This window comes from Nonomuraea sp. NPDC047529, from assembly GCF_040642995.1.
Taxonomy (GTDB): Bacteria; Actinomycetota; Actinomycetes; order Streptosporangiales; family Streptosporangiaceae; genus Nonomuraea.
This window is the reverse complement of sequence record NZ_JBEYTJ010000054.1, coordinates 24584-47122: the sequence shown is the minus strand read 5'-3', so window position 1 is coordinate 47122 and position 22539 is coordinate 24584. Positions and strand designations below refer to the sequence as shown.

The 22539-nt window shown below is 72.5% G+C and carries 14 protein-coding genes; 8 read left to right on the top strand and 6 right to left on the bottom strand.

From position 1 onward, the window contains the following. Window positions 1-128: 128 nt before the first annotated feature. Genes ABZ815_RS47350 through ABZ815_RS47335 form a run of 4 tightly spaced genes read right to left on the bottom strand, consistent with a single transcriptional unit; the run spans window position 129 to window position 2856 of the window. Window positions 129-926, bottom strand: a complete 798-nt coding sequence (locus ABZ815_RS47350; RefSeq protein WP_357708490.1) for an ABC transporter permease — start codon at window positions 924-926, stop codon at window positions 129-131. Next, window positions 923-1951, bottom strand: a complete 1029-nt coding sequence (locus ABZ815_RS47345) for an ATP-binding cassette domain-containing protein (protein ID WP_357708488.1) — start codon at window positions 1949-1951, stop codon at window positions 923-925. Before ABZ815_RS47345 ends, ABZ815_RS47350 begins: the two co-directional genes overlap by 4 nt. Further along, window positions 1948-2310 (bottom strand): hypothetical protein, encoded by a 363-nt coding sequence (locus tag ABZ815_RS47340; RefSeq protein WP_357708486.1) that lies wholly within the window; start codon window positions 2308-2310, stop codon window positions 1948-1950. Before ABZ815_RS47340 ends, ABZ815_RS47345 begins: the two co-directional genes overlap by 4 nt. Before the next feature lie 3 nt (window positions 2311-2313). Continuing rightward, entirely contained in the window at window positions 2314-2856 is a 543-nt protein-coding gene (locus ABZ815_RS47335) for a helix-turn-helix domain-containing protein (RefSeq protein WP_357708484.1), read from the bottom strand. 102 nt (window positions 2857-2958) lie between these two features. Between ABZ815_RS47335 and ABZ815_RS47330 the strand changes: the two genes are divergently transcribed. The 3 genes from ABZ815_RS47330 (at window position 2959) to ABZ815_RS47320 (ending at window position 10084) form a co-directional block, all read left to right on the top strand. Next, the gene (locus tag ABZ815_RS47330) at window positions 2959-4110 is read left to right on the top strand and encodes an ATP-binding protein (protein WP_357708513.1); all 1152 of its coding nucleotides are present in this window, start codon (window positions 2959-2961) and stop codon (window positions 4108-4110) included. 113 nt (window positions 4111-4223) lie between these two features. After that, on the top strand, window positions 4224-5411 hold the full coding sequence (locus ABZ815_RS47325; RefSeq protein WP_357708482.1) for an ROK family transcriptional regulator: 1188 nt from the start codon (window positions 4224-4226) through the stop codon (window positions 5409-5411). A 215-nt stretch (window positions 5412-5626) separates the two neighbouring features. After that, window positions 5627-10084, top strand: a complete 4458-nt coding sequence (locus ABZ815_RS47320; protein ID WP_357708479.1) for a ThuA domain-containing protein — start codon at window positions 5627-5629, stop codon at window positions 10082-10084. Window positions 10085-10137: 53 nt separating this feature from the next. Here ABZ815_RS47320 and ABZ815_RS47315 read toward each other — a convergent pair whose 3' ends face one another. Together ABZ815_RS47315 and ABZ815_RS47310 are read right to left on the bottom strand one after the other, a co-directional pair. Further along, window positions 10138-11694, bottom strand: coding sequence for a DUF5722 domain-containing protein (locus ABZ815_RS47315; RefSeq protein WP_357708477.1), 1557 nt, complete (start codon window positions 11692-11694; stop codon window positions 10138-10140). A gap of 90 nt (window positions 11695-11784) precedes the next feature. Next, the gene (locus tag ABZ815_RS47310; RefSeq protein ID WP_357708474.1) at window positions 11785-12822 is read right to left on the bottom strand and encodes a LacI family DNA-binding transcriptional regulator; all 1038 of its coding nucleotides are present in this window, start codon (window positions 12820-12822) and stop codon (window positions 11785-11787) included. Between the two features lie 171 nt (window positions 12823-12993). Here ABZ815_RS47310 and ABZ815_RS47305 point away from each other — a divergent pair, with 171 nt between their 5' ends. From ABZ815_RS47305 to ABZ815_RS47285, 5 genes are read left to right on the top strand one after another with little or no spacing between them, the layout of a single operon-like run. Next, a complete protein-coding gene (locus ABZ815_RS47305) occupies window positions 12994-16140 on the top strand; it encodes a family 78 glycoside hydrolase catalytic domain (RefSeq protein WP_357708472.1) in 3147 nt (1048 codons plus the stop codon). A 22-nt stretch (window positions 16141-16162) separates the two neighbouring features. Next, window positions 16163-17053 (top strand): sugar ABC transporter permease, encoded by an 891-nt coding sequence (locus ABZ815_RS47300; RefSeq protein ID WP_357708470.1) that lies wholly within the window; start codon window positions 16163-16165, stop codon window positions 17051-17053. Next, entirely contained in the window at window positions 17050-17874 is an 825-nt protein-coding gene (locus ABZ815_RS47295; RefSeq protein ID WP_357708469.1) for a carbohydrate ABC transporter permease, read from the top strand. Before ABZ815_RS47300 ends, ABZ815_RS47295 begins: the two co-directional genes overlap by 4 nt. 49 nt (window positions 17875-17923) lie before the next feature. Next, window positions 17924-19366: an extracellular solute-binding protein gene (locus ABZ815_RS47290; protein WP_357708467.1), complete on the top strand. Its 1443-nt coding sequence runs from the start codon at window positions 17924-17926 to the stop codon at window positions 19364-19366. Window positions 19367-19377: 11 nt separating this feature from the next. After that, window positions 19378-22473: a DUF5722 domain-containing protein gene (locus ABZ815_RS47285; protein ID WP_357708465.1), complete on the top strand. Its 3096-nt coding sequence runs from the start codon at window positions 19378-19380 to the stop codon at window positions 22471-22473. The last annotated feature ends 66 nt before the right edge of the window (window positions 22474-22539 follow it).

Here is a 22539-nt window from a genome sequence, read left to right as displayed (position 1 = left end):
GACACTGTCCCCGCCCGCCCACCCCGCGGGCTTGTAAGAATGTTCCCGGTTAGGCGGGGTCCCGGCCGGTTGGCCGTCCGGCGGGGTCTCGGCCGGTTCGCGATCAGGCGGGGTTCGCGCGGTCGCGGTCAGGCCACGTCCCGGCGCAGCGGTCTCAGGACGGCGGCCGTGCTCGCCAGCGCCGCGTACGCCAGCAGGACCAGCGCCCCGGCGGCCGGTGACAGCAGCCGGACCGGCTCGCTGGACAACTGCGCGGCCAGCGCGTCGGCCACGGCGGTGAAGTCGGTCAGCGCCGAGGTGGCGCCGCCGGGCAGCCACGGGTACAGCTCCCGCACCCCGGGGATCATGATCAGCGCCAGTTCGCCGCCGTACAGGTAGCCGATCACCACGCACAGCGCGGCGACCTGGTTGCGGATCAGCGCGCCCAGGCCCACGCCGAGCACCACGTAGACCGCCATCGCCACCCCCAGCCGGGCCAGCAGCGCCACGATCGTCCCGGCCGGCAGCCCCAGCTCGACGCCGCGGGCCGCGGCCACGCCGAACAGCGCCGCCCCCGCCGTGAGGGCCAGCACCAGCCCGTACGCCAGGCCCGCCACGGCGTGGGCGGCGAGCTTGGCCACCAGCACCCGCCAGCGGTCCGGCGCGAACAGGAACGTGAAGTTCACCGTGCGATGCCGGTACTCCGACGTCACGGCGAGCGTCCCGGCGGCGGCCGGCACGAAGGCCGTGAACCCCAGGAACCCCAGGACGGCCCGCACCCCCGCCTCGGTGTCCAGCCCCGGCATCGGTGGCTCGAAGTTCTCCGGCCCGACCACGGCCAGCAGCCCGATCAGCCCGCCGCCGAGCAGGACGGCCACCAGCGGCATGCCCCACCACATCCGCGTGGCCAGCAACCGGCGGAACTCGGCCCGCACGAAACCCCTCACACGCCCGCCCTCCCACTCGCGCCCCGCTCCCGCGGGCCCGCCCCTGCACTCCCGTCGGCCCGCTCTCCCGGGCCCGCCCTTTCGCTTCCGCCGGCCCGCTCTCCTGGGCCTGTCCCTTCGCTCCCGTCCGCCCGCTCCCGCGCCCCCTCGCCGGTGAGTCCGAGGAAGAGACGTTCCAGGGTCGGGCGTTCGGTGGTCAGGCCGTGGACCGGCAGGCCGTGGGCCGCGGCCAGGGCGGCGACCCGCGCCGGATCGAGGCCGCGGACCCGCAGGTCGTGCGGTCCGGCCGGCTCCACCAGCTCGGCCTCGCCCGCCAGGACCGCGCGCAGGGCGGCGGCGTCGGGGGTGCGCACCAGCACGTCCGGCTCGGCGCCGCACAGCTCGCGCAGGCGGCCGGCGGCCAGCAGCCGCCCCCGCCCGATGACCACCACGTCGTCGGCGACCTGCTCCACCTCGGCCAGCACGTGACTGGAGACCAGGACGGCACGGCCCTCGGCGGCCATGCCGCGCAGGAACGAGCGCAGCCACGCCGCGCCCTCGGGGTCCAGGCCGTTGCCCGGCTCGTCCAGCAGCAGCACGCGGGGGTCGCCGAGCAGGGCGGTGGCCAGGTTGAGCCGCTGCCGCATCCCGGTGGACAGGGCGCCGGTCGCCCGCCCGGCGGCCCCCGCCAGGCCCACCAGGCCCAGCAGGTCGCCGACCCGGCGATCGGGATGGCCGCCCATCGCGGCGTAGATCCGCAGGTGGTCCCTGACCGAGTGCCGGGGATGGAAGGAGGCGGCGTCGAACGTCGCGCCCACCACGGTGGTCGGGCGCGGGAGGTCGCGGTAGCGCCGGCCGCCGATCGTCACGACGCCGCGGGTGGGGGTGACGTGGCCGACCATCATGCGCATCGTCGTGGTCTTCCCGGCGCCGTTGAGGCCGAGGAACGCGGTGACCGCGCCCGGCCTGACCGTGAAGCTGAGGTCGTCGACGGCGGTCAGCTCGCCGTACCGCTTGGTCAGGCCGCTGACCTCGACGCCGGTCACGTGACCACGGCCTGTACGGCGGCGGCGACCCGTCCGGCGTCGGGGACCGAGACGACCACCTCGTCGAACTCGCCGCCGGCCCCGGCGCGGTCCAGCAGCAGGTGCACCGCAGGCGTGTCACGGGTGACCGACACGAGCTGCCGCCGCCCCCCGAACAGCCCCCACACCCCGATCTTGACGTGGCCCGCCACGCTCAGCCCCTTCCGCGCGCCGCGCGGGACGCGCAACGGCTCACCGGCGACCCGCACCTCCCGCACGGACGCGAGCGGGAACGTGTACCGGCCGTGACCGGTGAGGAACCGCTCCCAGGGACCGAAGACGATCGTGACCAGACCCTCGTTGACCATTACCGTTGCCACAGCTCAGCCTTCCTTCAGGGGGAGCAGGACCGTCGCCAGCAAGCGCGGCGTACGCCCCCCTCCCGGCTCGTTCGCCAGCAGGGGCCGCACCAGTTCGGCGAATCCCTGGGCGAAGGCGACGAACTCCTCGTCGTCCAGGTGGAGCACCATCTGCTGGTAGCCGGCGCCGTCGGCGGCCAGATCGACGCGCTCCCGGTCGAGATAGCGGGAGAACTCCGACAGCAGGCTCCCGGCGAACGCGGTGAACCACCGGGCGTGGTCCTCCGCCGTCGCCGTCGCCAGCGCCTCGGGGGACGGCGTCAGGCCGCCCTCGGGCACCGCGTACACCCGTTCGGTCGCTCCGCCGACCTTGTGCTCCTCGACCACCTCCAGCATCCCGGCCTTGGCCAGCGTCGCGATCTGCCGGTAGAGCGTCGCCTGCGGCACGTCGGGCAGCAGGCCCGCCAGGTCGGAGGCCGTACGGCGGCCCCCGGCGACGGCGCGCAGGATGCGGATCCGCACGGGATGCAGCGCCAGCTCGGCCCAGCGCTCTGTCGAGGTCGTCACACGCCAGACGTTATCACTATCGAGAATGAGAATGACAACTCTGTCGCGTTTCCGCATGTCACAGGCCCGGTGGGGGTAGATGGCGGCTGAGGGGGACCCGTGATGGGAGCGTCGGTCGACTACCAGGCGGCATTCGAGGCACTGCCGTGCCCCTGCATGGTGCTCACCCGCGGCCAGGTCGTGCTCGCCGTCAACGACGCCTACCTGCGGATGACCGGCCAGGACCGGACGGAGGTCATCGGCCGCGCCCTGCTGGGCGAGGCCCCGGTCCTGGCGGACCTGAGCGCGTCCGGGGCGGCGAAGGTGCGTGCCTCGCTGGAGCGGGTGGCCGGCGTCGGCGTCGGCGACGTCGTGCCGCTGCTGCGGGACGACTGGGACCCGCCCGACCAGCGCCACTGGCGCCTCACGCAGGCCCCGGTGCTCGACCCGTCGGGGGACGTGAAGGAGATCGTCGTCGTCTTCGGGGAGGTCAGCGGCCCGCTCGAATCCCGGCGTGCCGCGCCGGGCCCCACCGGCGGCCGGGTCTCCGGGCCGCTGAAGCCCAACGCGCTGCTCCACCAGGCCTACCGCCAGGAGCAGCAGAAGGTCTCGATGCTGCACGAGACGATCGAGCACCAGCAGCGGTTCGTCTTCGACGCCGCCCACGACCTGCGCAACCCGATCGCCGGCCTGCTGACCGAGCTGGAGGAGGCCCTGTCCGACCCCGGCGCCGACCTCCGCCGCACTCTGCACAGCCTGCACCGCGACGCCGAACGCCTCAACGACATCGTCGGCGACCTGCTCGCCCTGGCCCGCCTCTACACGGCCCCGCCGCCCGGCGCCGACCTCGTCGACCTCGCCCGCCTGGTCGTGGAGGAGCTGGACGCCCACCCGCCGAGCGCGTCCGTCCTGACGCGGCTGGAGGAGAACGTGGTGGTCCGCGCCTCGCGGGTGCGGCTGGCCCGGCTGCTGTCCAACCTGGTGGCCAACGCCGAGCGCCACACCACCAGCAGGATCGAGTTCGTGGTCGCCGCCGCGCCGCCGTACGCCGTCCTGGAGGTGCTCGACGACGGGCCCGGCATCCCGCCCGAGGAGCGGGAACGCATCTTCCACCGGCTGTACCGCGAGGAGCAGGCGCGCTCGCTGGACGCCGGCGGCTCCGGCTTCGGCCTGCCCATCGCCCGCGAGATCGCCCACGCCTACGGAGGCGACCTCTTCGTGGCCGACCATCAGGGCGGCGCCCGCTTCGTCCTGAGGCTCCCGCTGGCGACCTGACCGTCCGCCGGGCCCGAGGACTTATGCCGACGCGCGGTCATAAGTCAGTCTCCAGCCGTCGAAGATAGACTTGGGGTCCTCTGAAGTGGCTGCCGTCATCGGCGGAGAGGCTGGTGTTGACTCTGGACACGCTCAACGGCGCGACGGCGGGGGCCGGCGCGCTGCTCTCCCTGCTGCGGGAAGGGCCTCCGCGCACCCGGACCGAGCTGGTCCAGCTCACCGGCCTGGCCAGGTCCACCGTGTCCCTGCGCCTCGACGCGCTGCTGCGGCACCGCTGGGTGCTGCCCGCCGACGACGTCGTCTCCTCGGGCGGGCGGCCGGCGGCCATGTTCGCCTTCAACCGCACCGCGCGGCTCGTCCTCGCCGCCGACCTGGGCGTCATGCACGAGCGGGTCGCGATCACCGACCTCGGCGGCACGGTGCTGGCCGAGCGCACCGCCGACGCGCCGATCGATCGGGGCCCGGAGGCGGCGCTCGGGCGGCTCGCCCGGACGTTCACCGACCTGCTCGACGAGAGCGGGCGCGACCTGGCCGACGTGTGCGGGGCGGGCATCGGCCTGCCGGGCCCGGTCGAGTACTCGACCGGGCGCCCGGTCAACCCGCCGCTCATGCCCGGCTGGGACCGCTTCCCGGTGCCGGAGTGGCTGGGGGAGCGGCTGGGCGTGCCGGTCCTCGTGGACAACGACGTCAACATCATGGCGCTCGGCGAGCACCGCGCCGGGCGGCAGCAGACCGGCCAGCTCGTCTTCGTCAAGATCGGCACGGGCATCGGCTGCGGCGTGATCTCCGACGGCCGCCTCCACCGGGGCGCCCAGGGCGCGGCGGGCGACATCGGGCACATCCGCGTCGCCACCGCCGACGACGACGTGCTGTGCCACTGCGGCAACGTGGGCTGCCTGGAGGCCCTGGCGGGCGGGGCCGCGCTGGCCGCCCGGATCGCGGCGACGGGCGTGCCCGCCACCGGCGGCCGGGACGTCGTCGCGCTGCTGCGCGCGGGCAACCGCGACGCCGCCCAGCTCGTCCGGCAGGCCGGTCGGGAGATCGGCGACGTGCTGGCCACGATCGTGAACTTCTTCAACCCGGCCGCCATCGTGATCGGCGGCGACCTGGCCGACGCCGGCGAGCACCTGCTCGCGGGCGTCCGCGAGGCCATCTACAAACGTTCGCTCCCGCTGGCCACCCAGCACCTGCGCATCCAGGTCAGCGAGCTGGGCGACCGGGCCGGCGTCATCGGGGCGGCCGTCATGGTGCTGGAGCACGTCCTGGCCCCGGAGGCGGTGGACAGCGCCCTCGCCGGCTGACGTCCACGCCCGAAGCCCCGCCCCGCGTCCGTCGCGCAGGGCGGGGCTTCGCCGTTCCGGCCAGGGCGTCAACCCGTTACGTCTAGGACTTAACAGACTTTCGTTGACAATCATCAAAAGTGAGATCTAATGTCCCGAGCTACGAAGGTTCTTCGATCGTCCGCCAATGGAACCCTCCTTCCCGGCCCACCCCCCACGGAAAGGGAACCTCCGCGATGCCCCCCAGCGGATCCACCCGCCTGTCCCGATGGACGGCGCGGACCAGCGCCCTGATCCTGGCCATGTCGGGCACGGTCGTGCTCACCGTGGCCGCCCCGCCCGCCCGGGCCCACGCCGCCATCGACCCCGCCGACTACCAGCGCGTCGAGCTGGCCAAGGGCGTCGCCGAGATGGGCGAGCCGATGACCATGGCGGTGCTGCCGGACCTGTCGGTGCTGCACACCGCGCGCGACGGCACGCTGCGCCGCACCGACGCGCGGGGACAGACCGGCGTGGTCGGCACGCTGTCCGTCTACACCCACGACGAGGAGGGGTTACAGGGCGTCGCCGTGGACCCCGGCTTCGCCACCAACCGGACCATCTACCTCTACTACGCCCCCCGACTGAGCACGCCGTCCGGCGACGCGCCCGCGACCGGCACCGACTGGTCGGCCTGGCAGGGCGTCAACCGCCTGGCCAGGTTCACCGTCAAGCCCGACTGGACGCTCGACCTGGCCTCGCAGCGGACCGTGCTCGACGTGGCCGCCGACCGCGGCATGTGCTGCCACGTCGGCGGCGACATGGACTTCGACGCCCAGGGCAACCTCTACCTGTCCACCGGCGACGACTCCAACCCCTTCGACTCCTCCGGCTACGCCCCCATCGACGAACGGCCCGACCGCAACCCCGTCTACGACGCCCAGCGCAGCGCCGGCAACACCAACGACCTGCGCGGCAAGATCCTGCGCATCAAGGTCGATCCGGCGGACGGCACCTACACGATCCCCTCGGGCAACCTCTTCCCGCCGGGCACCGCGAGGACCAGGCCCGAGATCTACGCCATGGGCTTCCGCAACCCGTTCAGGATGACCGTGGACAAGGCCACCGGCGTCGTCTACGTCGGCGACTACGGCCCCGACGCCGGCAGCAGCGACCCGGGCCGCGGGCCCGCCGGGCAGGTCGAGTTCGACCGCGTCACCGGCCCCGGCAACTACGGCTGGCCGTACTGCACCGGGACCAACACCCTGGCCGAGACCTACAACGAGTACGCCTTCCCCTCAGGGCCCTCCGGCCAGAAGTACGACTGCGCCGCCGGCGGCCCGGCCAACGACTCGCCGCGCAACACCGGCCTGGCCAAGCTCCCGCCCGCCAAGCCCGCCTGGATCAGGTACGGCGGCGACGCCGGCTCGCCGCCGGAGTTCGGCAGCGGCTCGGAGTCGCCGATGGGCGGCCCGGTCTACCGCTACGACGCCGCCCTGAACTCCGCCGTCAAGTTCCCGCAGGACCTCGACGGGCACTTCTTCGCCGGCGAGTTCGGCCGCAAGTGGATCAAGGCGATCGACCTGGCCGCCGACGGCACCCGCGGCGAGATCGCCGCCTTCCCCTGGACCGGCACGCAGGTCATGGACCTGGCGTTCGGCCCCGACGGCGCCCTCTACGTCCTCGACTACGGCTCCGGCTACTTCGGCGGCGACGCCAACTCCGCCCTCTACCGCGTCGAGTACATCAAGGACAGGAACCGCTCGCCGGTCGCGGTCGCCACGGCCGACAGGACGTCCGGGAAACTTCCGCTCACCGTGGCCTTCTCCAGCGCCGGCTCCGCCGACCCCGAGGGCGGCGCGCTCACCTACGCCTGGGACTTCGGCGACGGCACCACCTCCACCGCCCCGAACCCCACCAAGACCTACACCGCCGAGGGACAGTTCTCCGCCACGCTCACCGTGCGCGACCCCCAGGGCAACTCCGGCACGGCCGGTGTGGTCGTCACGGCCGGCAACACCGCCCCCACCGTGACCATCGGCGCGCCCGCCGCCGGGACGCTGTTCACCTGGGGCGACACCGTGCCCTTCACGATCGGGGTGACCGACCCCGAGGACACCACGATCGACTGCGCCAAGGTCCGGATGACGTACGTGCTCGGCCACGACAGCCACGGCCACCAGATCACCTCCAAGAACGGCTGCGCGGGCGAGCTGACGATCCCGGTCGACGGCGAGCACGACGACGCGGCCAACATCTTCGCCGTCTTCGACGCCGAGTACACCGACAAGGGCGGCCTGACCACCCACACCCAGAACGTCCTGCAACCGCGCCACCGCCAGGCCGAGCACTACACGACGATGTCCGGCGTCTCGCAGATCTCCAAGGCGGCCGCCCACGGCGGCAGGACGGTCGGCGACGTGCACAACGGCGACTGGATCGCCTTCAGGCCCTACCGGCTCGACGACGCCAGGACGTTCCGGGCCCGGGTCTCCTCCGGCGGCGTCGGCGGCTCCATCGAGGTACGCGCCGGCTCGCCGACCGGGCCGCTGCTCGGCAAGGCCGCCGTCCCGGTGACGGGCGGCTGGGAGACCTTCACCGACGTGCAGGCCCCGCTGACCGGCGCGACGGCCGCGACCACCACGCTCTACCTGGTCTTCACCGGTGGCGCCGGGGCGCTGTTCGACCTCGACGACTTCACCCTGGCCAAGGAGGCGATCGCCACCGGCCCGATCCACGCCGCCGACGGCAGATGCGTGGACGTCGCCGGAGCCGCCACCGCCGACGGCACCAAGGTCCAGCTCTACTCCTGCAACGGTACGAACGCCCAGAACTGGACCATCGACGGCCAGACCGTCAAGGCGCTCGGCAAGTGCCTGGACGTGGCCGGGGCCGACAGCGCGGACGGCACCAAGGTGCAGATCTACACCTGCAACGGCACCGGCGCGCAGAAGTGGACCGCCGAGGGCGGCGCGCTGAAGGCGCTCGGCAAGTGCCTCGACGCCACCGACCCGGCCCAGCTCGTCATCCGGACGTGCAACGGCGGCGCGCCGCAGAGGTTCACCACGGCCACCCCGGCCGCCGGCGGCTCCGCCGTCCTGGTCTTCTCCCGGACGGCCGGGTTCCGGCACGACTCGATCGCGGCGGGCGTCCAGGCGATCAGGGACCTCGGGTTCGCCGTGACCGCCACCGAGGACCCGGCGGCGTTCACGGCGGCGAACCTGGCCGCCTACAAGGCGGTCGTCTTCCTCAACACCACCGGCGACGTGCTCGACGCCACGCAGCAGGCCGCGTTCGAGGCGTACGTCAAGGCGGGCGGCGGCTACGCCGGCATCCACGCGGCGGCCGACACCGAGTACGACTGGCCCTGGTACGGCGGCCTCGTCGGCGCCTGGTTCGCCGCCCACCCGGCGGTGCAGAAGGCCACGGTCAAGGTCGAGGACCGGGCGCACCCGGCCACCGCCCACCTGGACGCCTCCTGGCCGCGCACCGACGAGTGGTACGACTACCGGACCAACGCCAGGACCGGCGCCCACGTCCTGGCGACCCTGGACGAGTCGACGTACTCGGGCGGCACGATGGGCGCCGACCACCCGATCGCCTGGTGCAAGCCGTACGACGGGGGACGCTCCTTCTACACCGGCGGCGGGCACACCGCGGAGTCCTTCGCCGAGCCCGCCTTCCGGCAGCACCTGCGCGGCGGCCTCGCCTACGCCACGGGCCAGGCCAAGGCCGACTGCCGCCCCGAGACCGGCTACACCACCCTCTACAACGGCTCGACCACCGGCTGGGAGCAGGCCGGGCCGGGCGGGTTCGCCAACTCCGGCGGCACGCTGACCTCGCAGGGCGGCATGGGCCTGTTCTGGTACAAGGCCAAGGAGTACACCGCCTCCTACTCGCTCAAGCTCGACTGGAAGCTGGCCGGCGACGACAACTCCGGCGTCTTCGTCGGCTTCCCGCCCTCGACCGACCCGTCCTCGGCGGTGAACAACGGCTACGAGATCCAGATCGACGCCACCGACGCCCCGGAGAAGACCACCGGCTCGGTCTACGGCTTCAAGGCCGCCGACACCGCCGCCCGCGACGCCGCGCTGAACCCGCCGGGGGAGTGGAACACCTACGAGATCCGGGTCGAGGGCGAACGCCTCCAGGTCTTCCTCAACGGCGTGAAGATCAACGACTTCACCAACACCGACCCCGCCCGCTCGCTGAAGAACGGGCACATCGGCCTCCAGAACCACAGCGACGGCGACGAGGTGTCCTTCCGCAACATCCGCGTCAAGGACCTCGGGCCGCCCACCGGGGACTCCGTCGTCCAGGCGGAGACCTGGACGCAGGCGTCCGGCGTGGCCACCTACCCGCACACCCCCGCGCACGGCGGCACCGTGCTCGGCTACGTCGACCCGGGCGACTGGGCGGCCTACGACGTGGACCTCACCGGGGTCACCGCGTTCAAAGCCCGGGTCGCCTCGCCGGGGCCGTCGGGCGGCTTCGAGGTCCGTTCCGGTTCGCCGACCGGGCCGGTGCTCGGCGCGGTCACCGTCCCGAACACCGGCGGCTGGGAGTCCTACGCCGACGTCTCCACGGCGCTGACGGGCGTCCCCTCCGGCGCGGCCCGGCTGTACCTGGTGTTCACCGGCGCGAACTTCGACGTCGACGACTTCACCCTGGTCCGCGGCCCGGCCGGGACGAAGACCGGACGGGCCGCCGGATAGCCGCCGGGCCGGTGGCCGCCATGGGGGACGGCCACCGGCCCGGTCAGGTCAGGTCAGGTCAGCGCGTAGCCGAGGACCTGCTCGTGGATCAGGCCCTCGCAGCCGGCCTGGTCCGTGACGAGGTGGTCGCCGCTCGCGGCGCGGCACCGGTGCAGCGCGACCGAGCCGGGCACCTGGCTGGTGTAGATGTGGCCGACCGGGCCCATCGGGAACTGCCCCTCGCAGCCCGGGTCGCGGGTGAGCAAGGTGTGCGCGCCGACCTTGCACTCGTACAGGGGCACGGTGCCGGACGCCTGGTTGCGCAGCAGCTTCCAGACGCGTTCCTGGGTGAAGCCGGGCGGCAGCAGCCGGGAGCTGGCCACGTGCCCCTTGCTCGCCTGGTAGCCGCGCCGGAGCTGGGTGTGGGGCAGCAGCTCGAAGCCGCACGACAACTGCGGGGGCGACAGGTCGTTGCGGTTGGCCAGCGCCCACGTCGACCAGGCCGGCTTGGCCGAGCCGTCGGTACGGCGCAGCCCCACGCCGAGACCGGCGGCCGTCTCGTCCGGGTGGTCGCTCATGCGGTGCCAGACGTAGCTCTCGATGCCCGGCGTGCCGAGGACGTTGCGGAAGGAGTTGCACAACTGCGACGCCTGCGCGGCCTCGGACGAGGGCGACAACGAGTTCACGCCGCTCTCGGTGAGCTGCACCTGCCAGGCCGACGGCGTGTTCGGGAACTGCTGGCGCAGCCACCCGACCAGCACGCCGATGTTGCCGTAGGTGACCTTCGGGAAGTCGTCGGCGGAGAACTGCGGCGCCAGCAGGTTCGGCGGGTAGGGGTGGTAGGCCACCCGCCAGGCCCGGTTGCCGGCCCGCGCCGCCAGGCCCTTGAGCACGGTCATGCCCGACAACATCGCGTCGGAGGCGGCCGGCTGGTCGTAGGCGGTGCCGAAGTGGTGGTCGAGCGAGGTGAGCACCTTCGCGGTGGGCTGCTGGGCCATGACCGCGTCGTAGGCGGCGTTGTAGTTGGCGGCGATCGCGTCCAGCCAGGCGGTCGTGCCGCACGCCGTGCCCTGGCCGCAGCCGATGTCGAACCAGGTGTTGCTGTTGACCTCGTTCATGACGACGAAGTCGGCGATGCGGCCGTTGCCGTGCTGCCCGTCGTAGCGCTGGGCCAGCATGCCGGCGAAGCGGCCGTAGTCGGCGGGGTTGTCGGGGACGCAGAACTTCTCGAACCCGGCGGCGGCGGGCGTGCAGGGACGGGCTCCGCGGGCCCAGGCCGGCGTGCCGTAGACGACGGCGGTGACGACGAGACCGCGGGCGGTCCAGTCCTTGATGGCGGCGTCGACGGCGGAGCCGACGGTGAAGCAGTGGCCGTCGAACTCCTGCGCGCCCGCCGCGCACGGCGGCGTCTTCACGCTGGGCTCCCACTCGGCCCAGATGAGGTTCATGGCGACGCCGCCGGCGTTGTTGCCGGCGATCTCGTTCTTGTCGGGCCAGAAGTCCGGTTGCAGGCCCTTGATGCGGTAGTCGGACCTGACCGGGTACGGCAGAGCGGCCGCCGCGGCGGCGACGGCCGGCGCGGCTGGGAGGAGAAGTAACAGGACGGCGGCGAGACGGGCAACCCAACGCATGGGACCTCCTGGGATTTAAACGTCTCAACAATGAGGCCCAGAAGGCGGCCAGGCAAGACCCGATTTCCTGCGGTAGGCCGAATTGAAACGTCACTGAGGAACGGTCGACGCCCTGACCATGAGCTCCGGCTGGAAGACGATCTCCTGGTGCCAGTGGTTGACGTCGCCCCGGGCGTCGGTGAGCAGCAGCTCCGCGGCCGCCTGGCCGAGCTGGTGCTTGGGCTGGCGGACCGAGGTCAGCGACGGCGACAGCAGCTCGGCGAACTCGACGTCGTCGTAGCCCATCACCGCCATGTCGTGCGGGACGCGCACACCGCGCCGCTCCAGCCCGCGCAGCGCGCCCAGCGCCACCGTGTCGTTGACGCAGAACAGCGCCGTCGGCCCCTTGCGCGCGGGCAGCCGCCCCAGCGCCGCCTCGCCCTCGCGCGGGGTCAGCGCGGGCAGCGTGACCTCGGTGATCACCTCGTCGGGGTCGAGCCCGGCGGCCCGCACCGCCCTGGTCAGCCCCTCCCGCCGGTCGGCGCACTGGCGCACGATGTGCGGCCCGTTGAGGAAGGCGATGCGCCGGTGGCCGAGCCCCAGCAGGTGGGCGCCGGCCAGCTCGCCGCCCCTGACGTTGTCGACCGCCACCGCGCAGAGCTGGGCGTCGGCGCCCGGCCGGTCGAGCAGCACCATGCCGACCCCGCGCCTGCGCAGCTCCACCAGATGGGAGATGTCGGGCCCGGCGGGCGTGATGAGGATGCCGGGCACCCGGTGCTGCTCCAGGATCTGCAGGTAGTGGGCCTCCTTCTCGGCCGAGTCGCCGGAGCTGCACAACACCAGCAGCAGCTGCTCCTGCGACAGCCGGTTCTCGATGCCCGGCAGCACCTCGGTGAAGAACGGGTTGCCGATGTCGCGCACCAGGACGCCCACCGAGCGGCCGGAGCCGCCGCGAAGTTGCCGGGCGGGCGCGCTGGGCACGAAGCCGAGCGCCTTGATGGAGGCGCGCACCCGGCGCAACGTGCGCTCGGCCACCAGTTCGGGCCGGTTGAGCACGTTGGAGACCGTTCCCACGGACACGCCGGCATGGGCCGCGACGTCGACCATGCTGAGCCGCCGGCGCTCGGCCGGCTTGTGGATGTCGGTCACCGGTGGGCAGCCCTTCTGGTCACCTGGCAGAGAGAGCCAGTCTACTGGTTGAAATGTTTCAGCCAAACGACCCTGGCCTGCACATCTGGAACAGAGGCATTGACGGAAGTACCTCGGGGTGCCTACCGTGCGCATTGCTTGAAATGTTTCAACTAGCTTGGAGCCCCCTTGATGCATCTCGCCGTGACCGACCTGCGTGTCGAAGGACTGGCCGAACCGCTGGGCCTCGACGTGAGCGCGCCGGAGTTCTCCTGGCGGATCACCGGTGCCGGGCGAGGACGGTCGCAGAGCGCGTACCGGCTGGTCGTGGCCCGGGAGTGCGATCCGGCCGGTGACGAGGCCGAGCTGGTCTGGGACAGCGGCGTGGTCGCCTCCGCGGCGACCTTCGACGTCCCCTACGGCGGCGCCGGGCTGCGGCCCCGGACGCGCTACCAGTGGCGGGTCAAGGTGGCCGACGAGAGCGGCCAGTGGTCCGGTTGGAGCACCGCGCACTGGTTCGAGACCGGGCTCGGCGAGGCCGGCGGATGGATGGCGGGCTGGATCGGCACCCCCGTGGTGCCCGGCTCCGAGCGGTTGCCGTCCCTGGAGAACGTGCCGCGCATCTGGGTCGCCGGCCCGCTCGGCCCGTCGGCGTCGCCGGTGGGCGCGTTCCGGACGCGGTTCTCGGTGCCGGGCGGGGCCAGGCCGCTGTCGGCGTGGCTGGTGATCGGCGGCGGCGACGGGGTCGAGGCGTACGTCAACGGGGTGCGGGTCGCCGGGGAGCTCCGGGAGGGGGCGTTCGTGGCCGACGCGGGCGACCTGGTGGCCTCGGGGGAGAACGTGCTCGCGATCAGGGCCGCCGGGTCCGGGCTGTGCGTGCGGCTGGAGGTCGTGGTCGAGGGACGGCCCGCGCTGCCGCAGCTCGTCCCCGTGGCGGGCGAGGGCACGGTGACCGTCACCTCCGGCGGCCGGTGGCGGGCCGAGGACGGGCCGGTCGAGGGCTTCGAGCAGCCCGGCCACGACGACGCGGGCTGGCGGCTGGCCGAGGAGGTCGGGCTGCACGGCGACCCGCCGCTGGGCCGCGAGCCGGTCGGCGACCGGCCCAGCCCGTACCTGCGGCGCGAGTTCGGCGTGCCGTCGCCGGTGCGCCGGGCCAGGCTGTACGCCACCGCGCTCGGCGTCTACGAGATCCACCTCAACGGCGCGCGGGTCGGCGCCGACCATCTGGCGCCCGGCTGGACCGACTACCGTCACCGCGTCGCGTACCAGACCTATGACGTGACGGCGCTGGTGTCGGAGGGGCGCAACGCGATCGGCGCGGTCCTCGCCGACGGCTGGTACGCCGGCAACATCAGCTGGTTCGGCTCCTTCCAGTACGGCCGCCGCCTGGCCTTCCGCGCCGAGCTGGAGATCCTGCACGAGGACGGCTCCCGCACCCGGCTGCGCACCGACGCCGACTGGCGCGCGGGCTCCGGCGCGATCCGCTACGCCGACCTGCAGAACGGCGAACGCCAGGACCTGGCCGCCGAGCCGCTCGGCTGGACGGCCGCCGGGTTCGACGACTCGGGATGGGCGCCCACGGTGCCGGTGAGCCCCCCGGCGGGCCGGGTGACCGCCTCCGTCGCGCCGCCGATCCGGGTGCACGAGGAGGTGGAGCCGGTGGCGGTGTGGGAGTCCCGGCCCGGCGTGTGGATCGCCGACTTCGGCCAGAACCTGGTCGGCTGGGTCCGGCTCACCGGCCGCGCCGGCCGCGACCGCCCGGTGGTGCTGCGGCACGCCGAGGTCCTCGACCACGAGGGCGGGCTGCACCTGGCCAACCTGCGCTCGGCCCGCGCCACGGACGAGTTCCTGCCGCGCGGCGAGCAGGCCGAGACGTTCGAGCCCAGATTCACCTTCCACGGCTTCCGGTACGCCGAGGTGTCGGGCCTGCGCGCCGCCCCGGAGTCGATCACGGCCAGGGTGGCCCACGCCGCGATGGAGCCGGCCGGCGAGTTCACCTGCTCCGACGAGCGGCTCGACCGGTTGCAGCGCAACATCGTGTGGGGGCAGCGCGGCAACTTCCTGGCCGTCCCCACCGACTGCCCGCAGCGGGACGAGCGGCTCGGCTGGACCGGCGACATCTGGGCCTTCGCCCCGACCGCGCTGTTCAACTACGACGCCGCCGCGTTCCTGCGGAGCTGGCTGACCGACGTGGTCGACGCGCAGGGCGACGACGGCGCGGTCACCCACGTGGTGCCCGACGTGCTGTCGGGCCGCGGCCTGTCGCCCAACCCCAAGGAGGCCGGCTCGCCCGGCTGGGGCGACGCGCTGATCATGCTGCCGTGGGCGCTGCACCGGCTGCGCGGCGACGCCGGCGTGGTCGCGGCCTGCTTCGAGCCGATGCTGCGCTGGCTGGCCTACCTGGACCAGCGCTCCGACGGCGGCGTCTTCCCCGAGGAGGGGTTCGGCGACTGGCTGTCGATCGGCGCCGAGACCCCCAAGCGGCTCGTCGGCACGGCGATCTTCGCGCTGTCGGCCCGGCAGCTCGCCGGGCTCGCCGCCGCGCTCGGCCGCGACGCCGACGAACGCACCTGCCTGGAGCTGTACGAACGCGTGCGCCGGGCCTTCCGCGCGGCCTTCGTCGAGGGTCCCGGCGTGGTGGCGAGCGGCACGCAGACCGCGTACGTGCTGGCCGTGACGGCCGGGCTGCTGGAGGAGCACGAGCTGCCCAGGGCCGCGGCCCGGCTGGCCGGGGACGTCGAGGCGCGCGGCGGCCACCTGTCGACCGGGTTCCTCGGCACGCCGTACCTGCTGGACGCGCTCACCTCGACCGGACGGCTGGACGTGGCCTACCGGCTGCTGACCCAGGACACCTTCCCGTCCTGGCTCTACCCGGTCGTGCACGGCGACGCGACGACCATGTGGGAGCGCTGGGACTCCTGGAGCCACCACCGCGGGCTGCACGACCCCGGCATGAACTCCTTCAACCACTACGCCTACGGCGCCGTCGGCGACTGGATGTACCGGACGGTCGGCGGGCTGGCCCCCGGCTCGCCCGGCTACGCCGACATCGTCGTGCGCCCCCGCCCCGGCGGCGGGATCGGCTGGGCGCGGACCGCCCACCGCACCCCGCACGGCCAGGTGGAGATCTCCTGGCGGCTCGCCGACGGCGGCTTCGCCCTGGACGTCGTCGTGCCGCCCAACACCCGCGCCGAGGTGCACGTGCCCGCGCCGCCGGAGCGGGTGACCGAGGGCGGCCGGCCGGCGGGCGAGGCGGAGGGCGTAACCTTCGACCGCCTCGACGACGGGGCCGCGGTCTACCGGGTCGGCTCGGGCTCGTACGCGTTCCGCACCCTGTGACGGCTGAGAGGCATTGACGATCGTGACCAGCACAAAAGCGCGCCGCCGGATCCCGTGGGGCGTCTACCTCGTCCTCCTTCCCACCTTCGCCCTGCTCGCGGCGTTCGCCTACTACCCCGCCCTCAACGGCATGCTGCACTCGCTCTACGAGTGGCGGCCGGGCTTCCAGTCGCCGTTCGTCGGCCTGGAGAACTACCTCACGATGCTCGGCGACGACCTGTGGTGGGCCTCCTTCCGCAACGCCGGGATCATCTTCGTCTGGGCCGTCACGCTCATGTGGGTCTTCCCGCTGCTGGCCGCCGAGCTGGTGATGTCGCTGTCCAGCGAGCGGCTGCGGTTCGTCTTCCGCACCCTGCTCATCCTGCCGCTGGCCTTCCCGGCCGTGGTCAACGTGCTGCTGTGGCAGTTCATGTACGACCCGCGCGACGGCGTCGTCAACAGCCTGCTGCGCGCGCTCGGCCTGGACGGGCTGGCGGGCAACTGGATCGGCGACCCCGCCACGGCGCTGGCCGCGCTGATGACGATCGGCTTCCCGTGGGTGGCGAGCCTGCCGTTCCTGGTCTTCCTGTCGGCGCTGCAGAACGTGCCGGCCGAGATCTACCAGGCCGCCGAGGTGGACGGCGCCGGCCGGCTGCGCCGCTTCTGGAGCATCGACCTGCCGATGATGTTCCGCGACGTCAAGCTGCTGTTCGTGCTGGCGGTGATCTCGGTGCTCCAGTACGGCATGCAGGCCCACATCATGACCAAGGGCGGCCCCGACAACGCCACGCAGGTGCCGGTGCTGCGCATGCTGGACGCCGCCTTCGTGGACACCAGCTGGGGGTACGCGGCCGCGCTCGGCACCGTGCTGTTCGCGCTGACCCTCGGGGTGAGCCTGGTCGCGCTGGCGCTCGGCAGGAGGTCGGCGTCGTGAACCGGACCCGCAGGACCGATCTCGTGGCCGGCGGCGTGCTGGCGGTGCTGGCCTTCGCCGGGCTGTTCCCGTACCTGTTCATGCTCGCCGCGTCGCTCAAGGACAACGAGCAGTTCTTCGCCAGCTACTGGTCTCCGGCCTGGCCGGTCCACCTGGACAACTACGCGGCGGCCTGGGAGCAGGTCAGCCCGTACCTGTTCACCTCGTTCGTGGTGGCGGCGCTGGCCATCGCCGGCACGATGCTGCTGGCCCCGGCGGCGGCGTTCGTGTTCGCCCGCTACCGCTTCCCAGGGCGCAACGCGCTGTTCGGGCTGGTCGCGGCGCTGCTCATGGTGCCCTCGATCACCAGCCTGATCCCGCTGTTCGTGCTGATGCGCGACCTCGGCATCCTGGACAGCCGGCTGGTGCTGATCGTCCCGCACGTCACCGCGAACACGGTCTTCGGGATCGTCGTCATGCGCACGTACATGGCGCAGATCCCCGAGGAGATCTTCGAGGCGGCGCGGGTGGACGGGGCCGGCGGCGTCCGGCTGTTCGCGGGCTTCATGCTGCCGATGGCCCGGCCGGTGATCGGCACGGTGGCGCTGATGACGGTGCTGGGCGTGTGGAACGACTACTTCTGGCCACTGCTCACCGTGCAGACCGATGCCTACCGGACGATCCCGGCGGGGCTGGCCTTCTTCGCCAACCAGAACGTGCAGCAGTGGGGCCCGCTGTTCGCCGGTTACGTCCTGGCCAGTCTCCCCTTGGTGGTGCTGTTCACGTTCCTGTCCAAGTGGTTCCTGGCGGGCATCCAGGGCGGCATCGTGTCCGGCAAGTGAGCCGCCGCCGCGATTGAAACGTATCAATAAGGAAAGGACCCATACCCCGATGAGAACACCCCCCAAGAGCGGGCTGGCGGCCTCGGCCATGCTGCTCGCGCTGACAGGCTGCGGCCTGCTCGGCACCGGCGGCACGTCCGCCCAGGACGGCGGCGGCAAGGTGACGATCACCCTGGCCGGCCCCAACCAGTGGAACGCCAGCGGCAGCAGCTTCGGACCTGCCTGGGAGGCGCTGGTCGACTCCTTCGAGAAGCGCGAGCCCGGCATCGAGGTCAAGACGCAGGTCCTGCCCCTCGACGGCTTCATGCAGACGATCACCACCCAGCTCGCCGCCGGCACCGCGCCCGAACTGGTCTTCAACCAGCCGCCGCACAAGGCCCACGAGGTGCACGCGCTCGACGACGAGCTGCAGAAGCCCAACCCGTACGTGCCGGGCAACCAGCGCTGGATCGACGTGTTCAGGAAGGAGTACTACGGCCCCGCCGTCTCCAAGGCGTTGAGCAAGGAGAGCGGCAAGCTGGAGTACATCCCCTTCAACCTGGTCGCCATCGGCCTGTTCTACAACAAGGACGCCTTCGCCAAGGCGGGCCTCGACAAACCCCCGGCCACCTGGGCGGACTTCAAGGGCGCCTGCGCCAAGCTCAAGGCGGCCGGCTTCGACCCCGTCGCCCTCGACAAGGGCGGCCTGGCCACCGGCTGGACGTGGGAGGCGGTCAGCACCCAGCTCATCGACAAGTACCACGACGACTGGAACTTCTTCGACGCCACCGGCAAGCCGGGCACGGCGCCGACCGTGACCGAGAAGTCGATGAGCAAGGCCATCAAGGAAGGCACGCTCACCACCAAGACGCCGGAGGTCGCCGAGTCCCTGAAGATCTACAAGGAGTTCTTCGACTGCGGCACCCCCAACTGGACGGGCGTGGCCGACGGCGGCGCGACCGTGGGCTACCGCGACTTCGTCTCGGGCAAGGCCGCCATGTCGTGGGGCACCGACTTCGCCGTCGAGGCGCTGAAGACGGACGCCAAGTTCGCGCTCGGCACGATGCCGTTCCCGACGATCACCAAGGACAGCACGCCGCTGTCGTCGGAGGCCCCGGCCCGTTACGGCGCCTCGATCGGCGGCACCAGCTACATGATCCCCTCGACCGTCAAGGGCGAGAAGTACGCGGCGGCGGTCAAGTTCCTGCAGTACATGAGCTCGCCGGCGATCAAGCCCTGGCTGGACGCGACCGGCGGCCTGCCCGCCGTCGAGGGCGTGCAGCCGTCGGCCGAGACCGCCGGGCTGCTGGAGGGCGAGTGGGGCAAGCCGTTCCGGGTGGTGGCGCTGCCGGGCGGCCCGGAGGGCACCTCCTTCCGCGACGTCTTCGACGGTTACCTGCTCGGCCGGCGGTCCCTGGAGGAGGAGCTGGCCGACCTGGACAAGTGGTGGAAGCGCGGCATCGAGGCCGGGATCAAGAAGAACGCCTGGGGCGACGAGGACTGGGCCAAGTAGGAGGAGATGACATGCGATTGTTGATGGCTCTGGCGCTGGCCGTCCCGATGATGGCCGTCCCGGCGCAGGCCCTGGCCGCGCGTGCGGCGGCGGCCGGTGGGGTGAGCGGCGTCGAGGTCGGCGGGAGCACGATCACCGTCACCGGGGTCGCCCCGGGCCCGGCCGAGCTGTACGCGCTGGACACCTGGCAGGACTCGACCACGGGGGAGCGGCCGGTCGCGACCGTCGAGGCGGGCCCGTTCCGCGTCGAGGTGCCTCGGATGGACGGGGACCAGGACCGGCTCTACGACAAGTTCCTCGCGGTGGGCGCGGACGGCCCGCTGGGAGAGGTGCACTACGCCGACGAACTGAGCTTCGCGTCGGCCAACCAAACCCCTTATCCCGAAATGTCGGGCAAAAAGGGGTTGCAGGTTCAGATGACCGACGACGCCGAGGAGATCGGCGTCCAGCACGCCGGCATCAACCTGGCCCTCGACTCGGTCATGATGGCCGGGCCGGGCGCCCCGGGCAACACCATCGAGTTCGTCTCGCAGGGCAAGACGTACTACTTCGACCGCGGCGCCGTCGCCGGGCTCGACGCCCAGGTCAAGCCGCTGTCGGACAACGGCGTCCTGGTCAACATGATCGTGCTGGTCTACAACAGCGGCGCGGGCAACTCCGCCGCCCGCACGCTCATCCACCCCGACGCCGAACTCGGCAAGGGCACGGTCTACGCGTTCAACACCAAGACCGCCGAGGGCGAGGCGTACTTCACCGCCGCGATGGAGTTCTTCGCCCAGCGCTACAGCCAGGCCGACGGCCGCTACGGCCGGGCGTGGGGCTGGATCGTCGGCAACGAGATCGACGCCCAGCAGTTCTGGTACAACATGGGCCGCCAGGACCGCGACGTGTTCCTCGACCAGTACGCCCGCGCCATGCGGCTGACCTGGCAGGCCGTGCGCAAGGCCGACGCCGCCGCCCGCGTCTACACGTCGCTGACGCACTTCTGGACGGGCGCCGCCAACGACGACCCCAAGTACACCTACAAGGGCCGCGACGTGGTGGACGGGCTCAACGCCCTCACCAAGCGCCAGGGCGACTTCGACTGGAACATCGCCTACCACCCCTACCCGGAGAACCTGTTCAACCCGGCGTTCTGGAACGACAAGACCGCCACCGACGGCTTCGACACCCTGCGGATCACGTTCAAGAACATCGAGCTGCTGCCGCGCTACCTCGCCCAGGACCAGCTGACCTACAACGGGCAACGGCGGCGGGTGATCCTCTCCGAGCAGGGCCTGAACTCCCAGGACTACTCCGCCAAGGAGCTGGAGCTGCAGGCCGCGGCCTACGCCTACGCCTACTACAAGATCGCCTTCGCCGACGGCATCGACTCCTTCATCCTGCACCGGCACGTCGACCACAAGCAGGAGGGCGGCCTCCGGCTCGGCCTGTGGACGTGGGACGAGGAGCACAGCGCGCCCTCCAACGCGGGCGAGCGCAAGCCGCTGCACGAGGTGTTCGCCGGCATCGACACCGACCGGTCGCTGGAGGTGACCGAGTTCGCCAAGAAGATCATCGGCATCTCCGACTGGAAGGACGTCATCCCCGGCTTCGACCCCGCCGAGCTGGCCGTCAGGAAGCCGCCCGCCGTGGCCGGCACGCAGCTCGACGCCAAGCCGGTGGCCGAGCGGGTGATCTCCGGCTTCGAGACCGACACCGGCGGCTGGCGGCCCTCGGACAACGCCGCCGCCGTCGAGCGGACGGCCGTGGACGGCGGGCACGCGCTGCGCGTGCGCTTCGACCGCGACCTGCCCGGCTGGTCGCGGTACGCCAAGTCGTACAAGGGCGCCGACGTGCTGTTCGACAAGCCGCTCGACGCCTCGCGCACGCCGTCGCTGTCGGTGTCGATCCGGGTGCCGGCCGAGGCCGACGACGGCTTCAAGCCGGGCAACGTCTTCACCGCCAAGGTCCGCGCGTACGGGCGCGGCGGCGCGGTGGCGGAGGGCGTCGGCACGATCGACCCCGCGCTCGGCTGGAACCGGCTCACGCTGGACCTGTCCCGCTGGGCCCCGCGCGCCGCGATCTCCCGGGTCAAGGTGTGGGTACGCGGCTCGGTCGGCTCCGACTGGGCGGGCTCGTACGACATCGACCGGCTGAGCCTCGCCGCGGCCGCGGTGCCCGGTCTCGCCCGGCGCAACGTCGAGGTGAGCGCGTCCACCGCCGAGCGCGGCAGGATCGGCTCCAAGGTCACCTTCACCGTCACCAACCGGGACGTGCTGCCGATGGCCGGACGGGTCACGCTGTCGGCCTGCGACGGCGTGGGCGTCGATCCGGCCGCGCTGCGGGTGACCGGCCTGCGCACCGGCGAGGGCCGCACGTTCGAGACCGCGCTGACGGCGTACGCGCCCGCGAACCAGGAGTATCCGGTCGTGTGCGCGTCCTACCTCGGGCACACGGACCGGGTGATGTTCCGGCTGCCGCCGCAGGCCGCGTACGTGCCGCCGGCCCCCGACGCCTTCGCCAACCAGGAGCTGGCCGACGGCTTCGACCGGGCGGGCGACTACCAGGCGCACCGGGTGCTGCCGGAGGACAAGGAGCTGCCGCAGGTGACGTACGCGGACGGCGCGCTGTCGGCCGGGCACCCGTCGGCGTCCTGGTTCGGGCTGATGTCGTCGGGCGTCTCGCCGCGCAACCCGGCGTTCGCCACGGCGATCACGATCAGGAAGTTCCAGGGCGACTCCGCCGACATGGACACCGTCTACACGGGCCTGGTCAAGGACGGCAAGACGGACGTGGTGGCGTTCTACGTCAACAGCCAGAAGTTCGCCGGTTTCGAGGTGCGCGGCCCGCAGGTGCCGGGCGGGCTCGCGGTCTTCGGCGTCAAGCAGGGCGTGACCGTCCCCGACGGCGGCCGCTTCGCGCTGTCGCTGGTGGGCGAGCGGGCCGCCATGTACGCCGACACCGGCTCCGGCTGGGAGCTGGTGACCGCGGCCACGCTGGAACACCTGCCGGCGCTGTCGGACCCGGAGGTCAGGGCCGGTTACCGCTACGGTTTCGGCGTCCGCGGCGACCCCGGCTCCAGCCCGCTGGTGCTGGACGCCGTGGAAGGCCGCAGCATCTCCTGACGCCCATCGGCCCATCGGCCACCGGACCGGCCCGTCGCGCGTCGCCGCGGCGGGCCGGTTCGCGTC

Bases quoted from the DNA above. Each gene is read 5' to 3' on its own strand.
- ABZ815_RS47320 (WP_357708479.1), top strand. From the start codon at position 5,627: ATGCCCCCCAGCGGATCCACCCGCCTGTCCCGATGGACGGCGCGGACC.
- ABZ815_RS47315 (WP_357708477.1), bottom strand. From the start codon at position 11,694: ATGCGTTGGGTTGCCCGTCTCGCCGCCGTCCTGTTACTTCTCCTCCCA.
- ABZ815_RS47290 (WP_357708467.1), top strand. From the start codon at position 17,924: ATGAGAACACCCCCCAAGAGCGGGCTGGCGGCCTCGGCCATGCTGCTC.
- ABZ815_RS47305 (WP_357708472.1), top strand. From the start codon at position 12,994: ATGCATCTCGCCGTGACCGACCTGCGTGTCGAAGGACTGGCCGAACCG.
- ABZ815_RS47285 (WP_357708465.1), top strand. From the start codon at position 19,378: ATGCGATTGTTGATGGCTCTGGCGCTGGCCGTCCCGATGATGGCCGTC.
- ABZ815_RS47330 (WP_357708513.1), top strand. From the start codon at position 2,959: ATGGGAGCGTCGGTCGACTACCAGGCGGCATTCGAGGCACTGCCGTGC.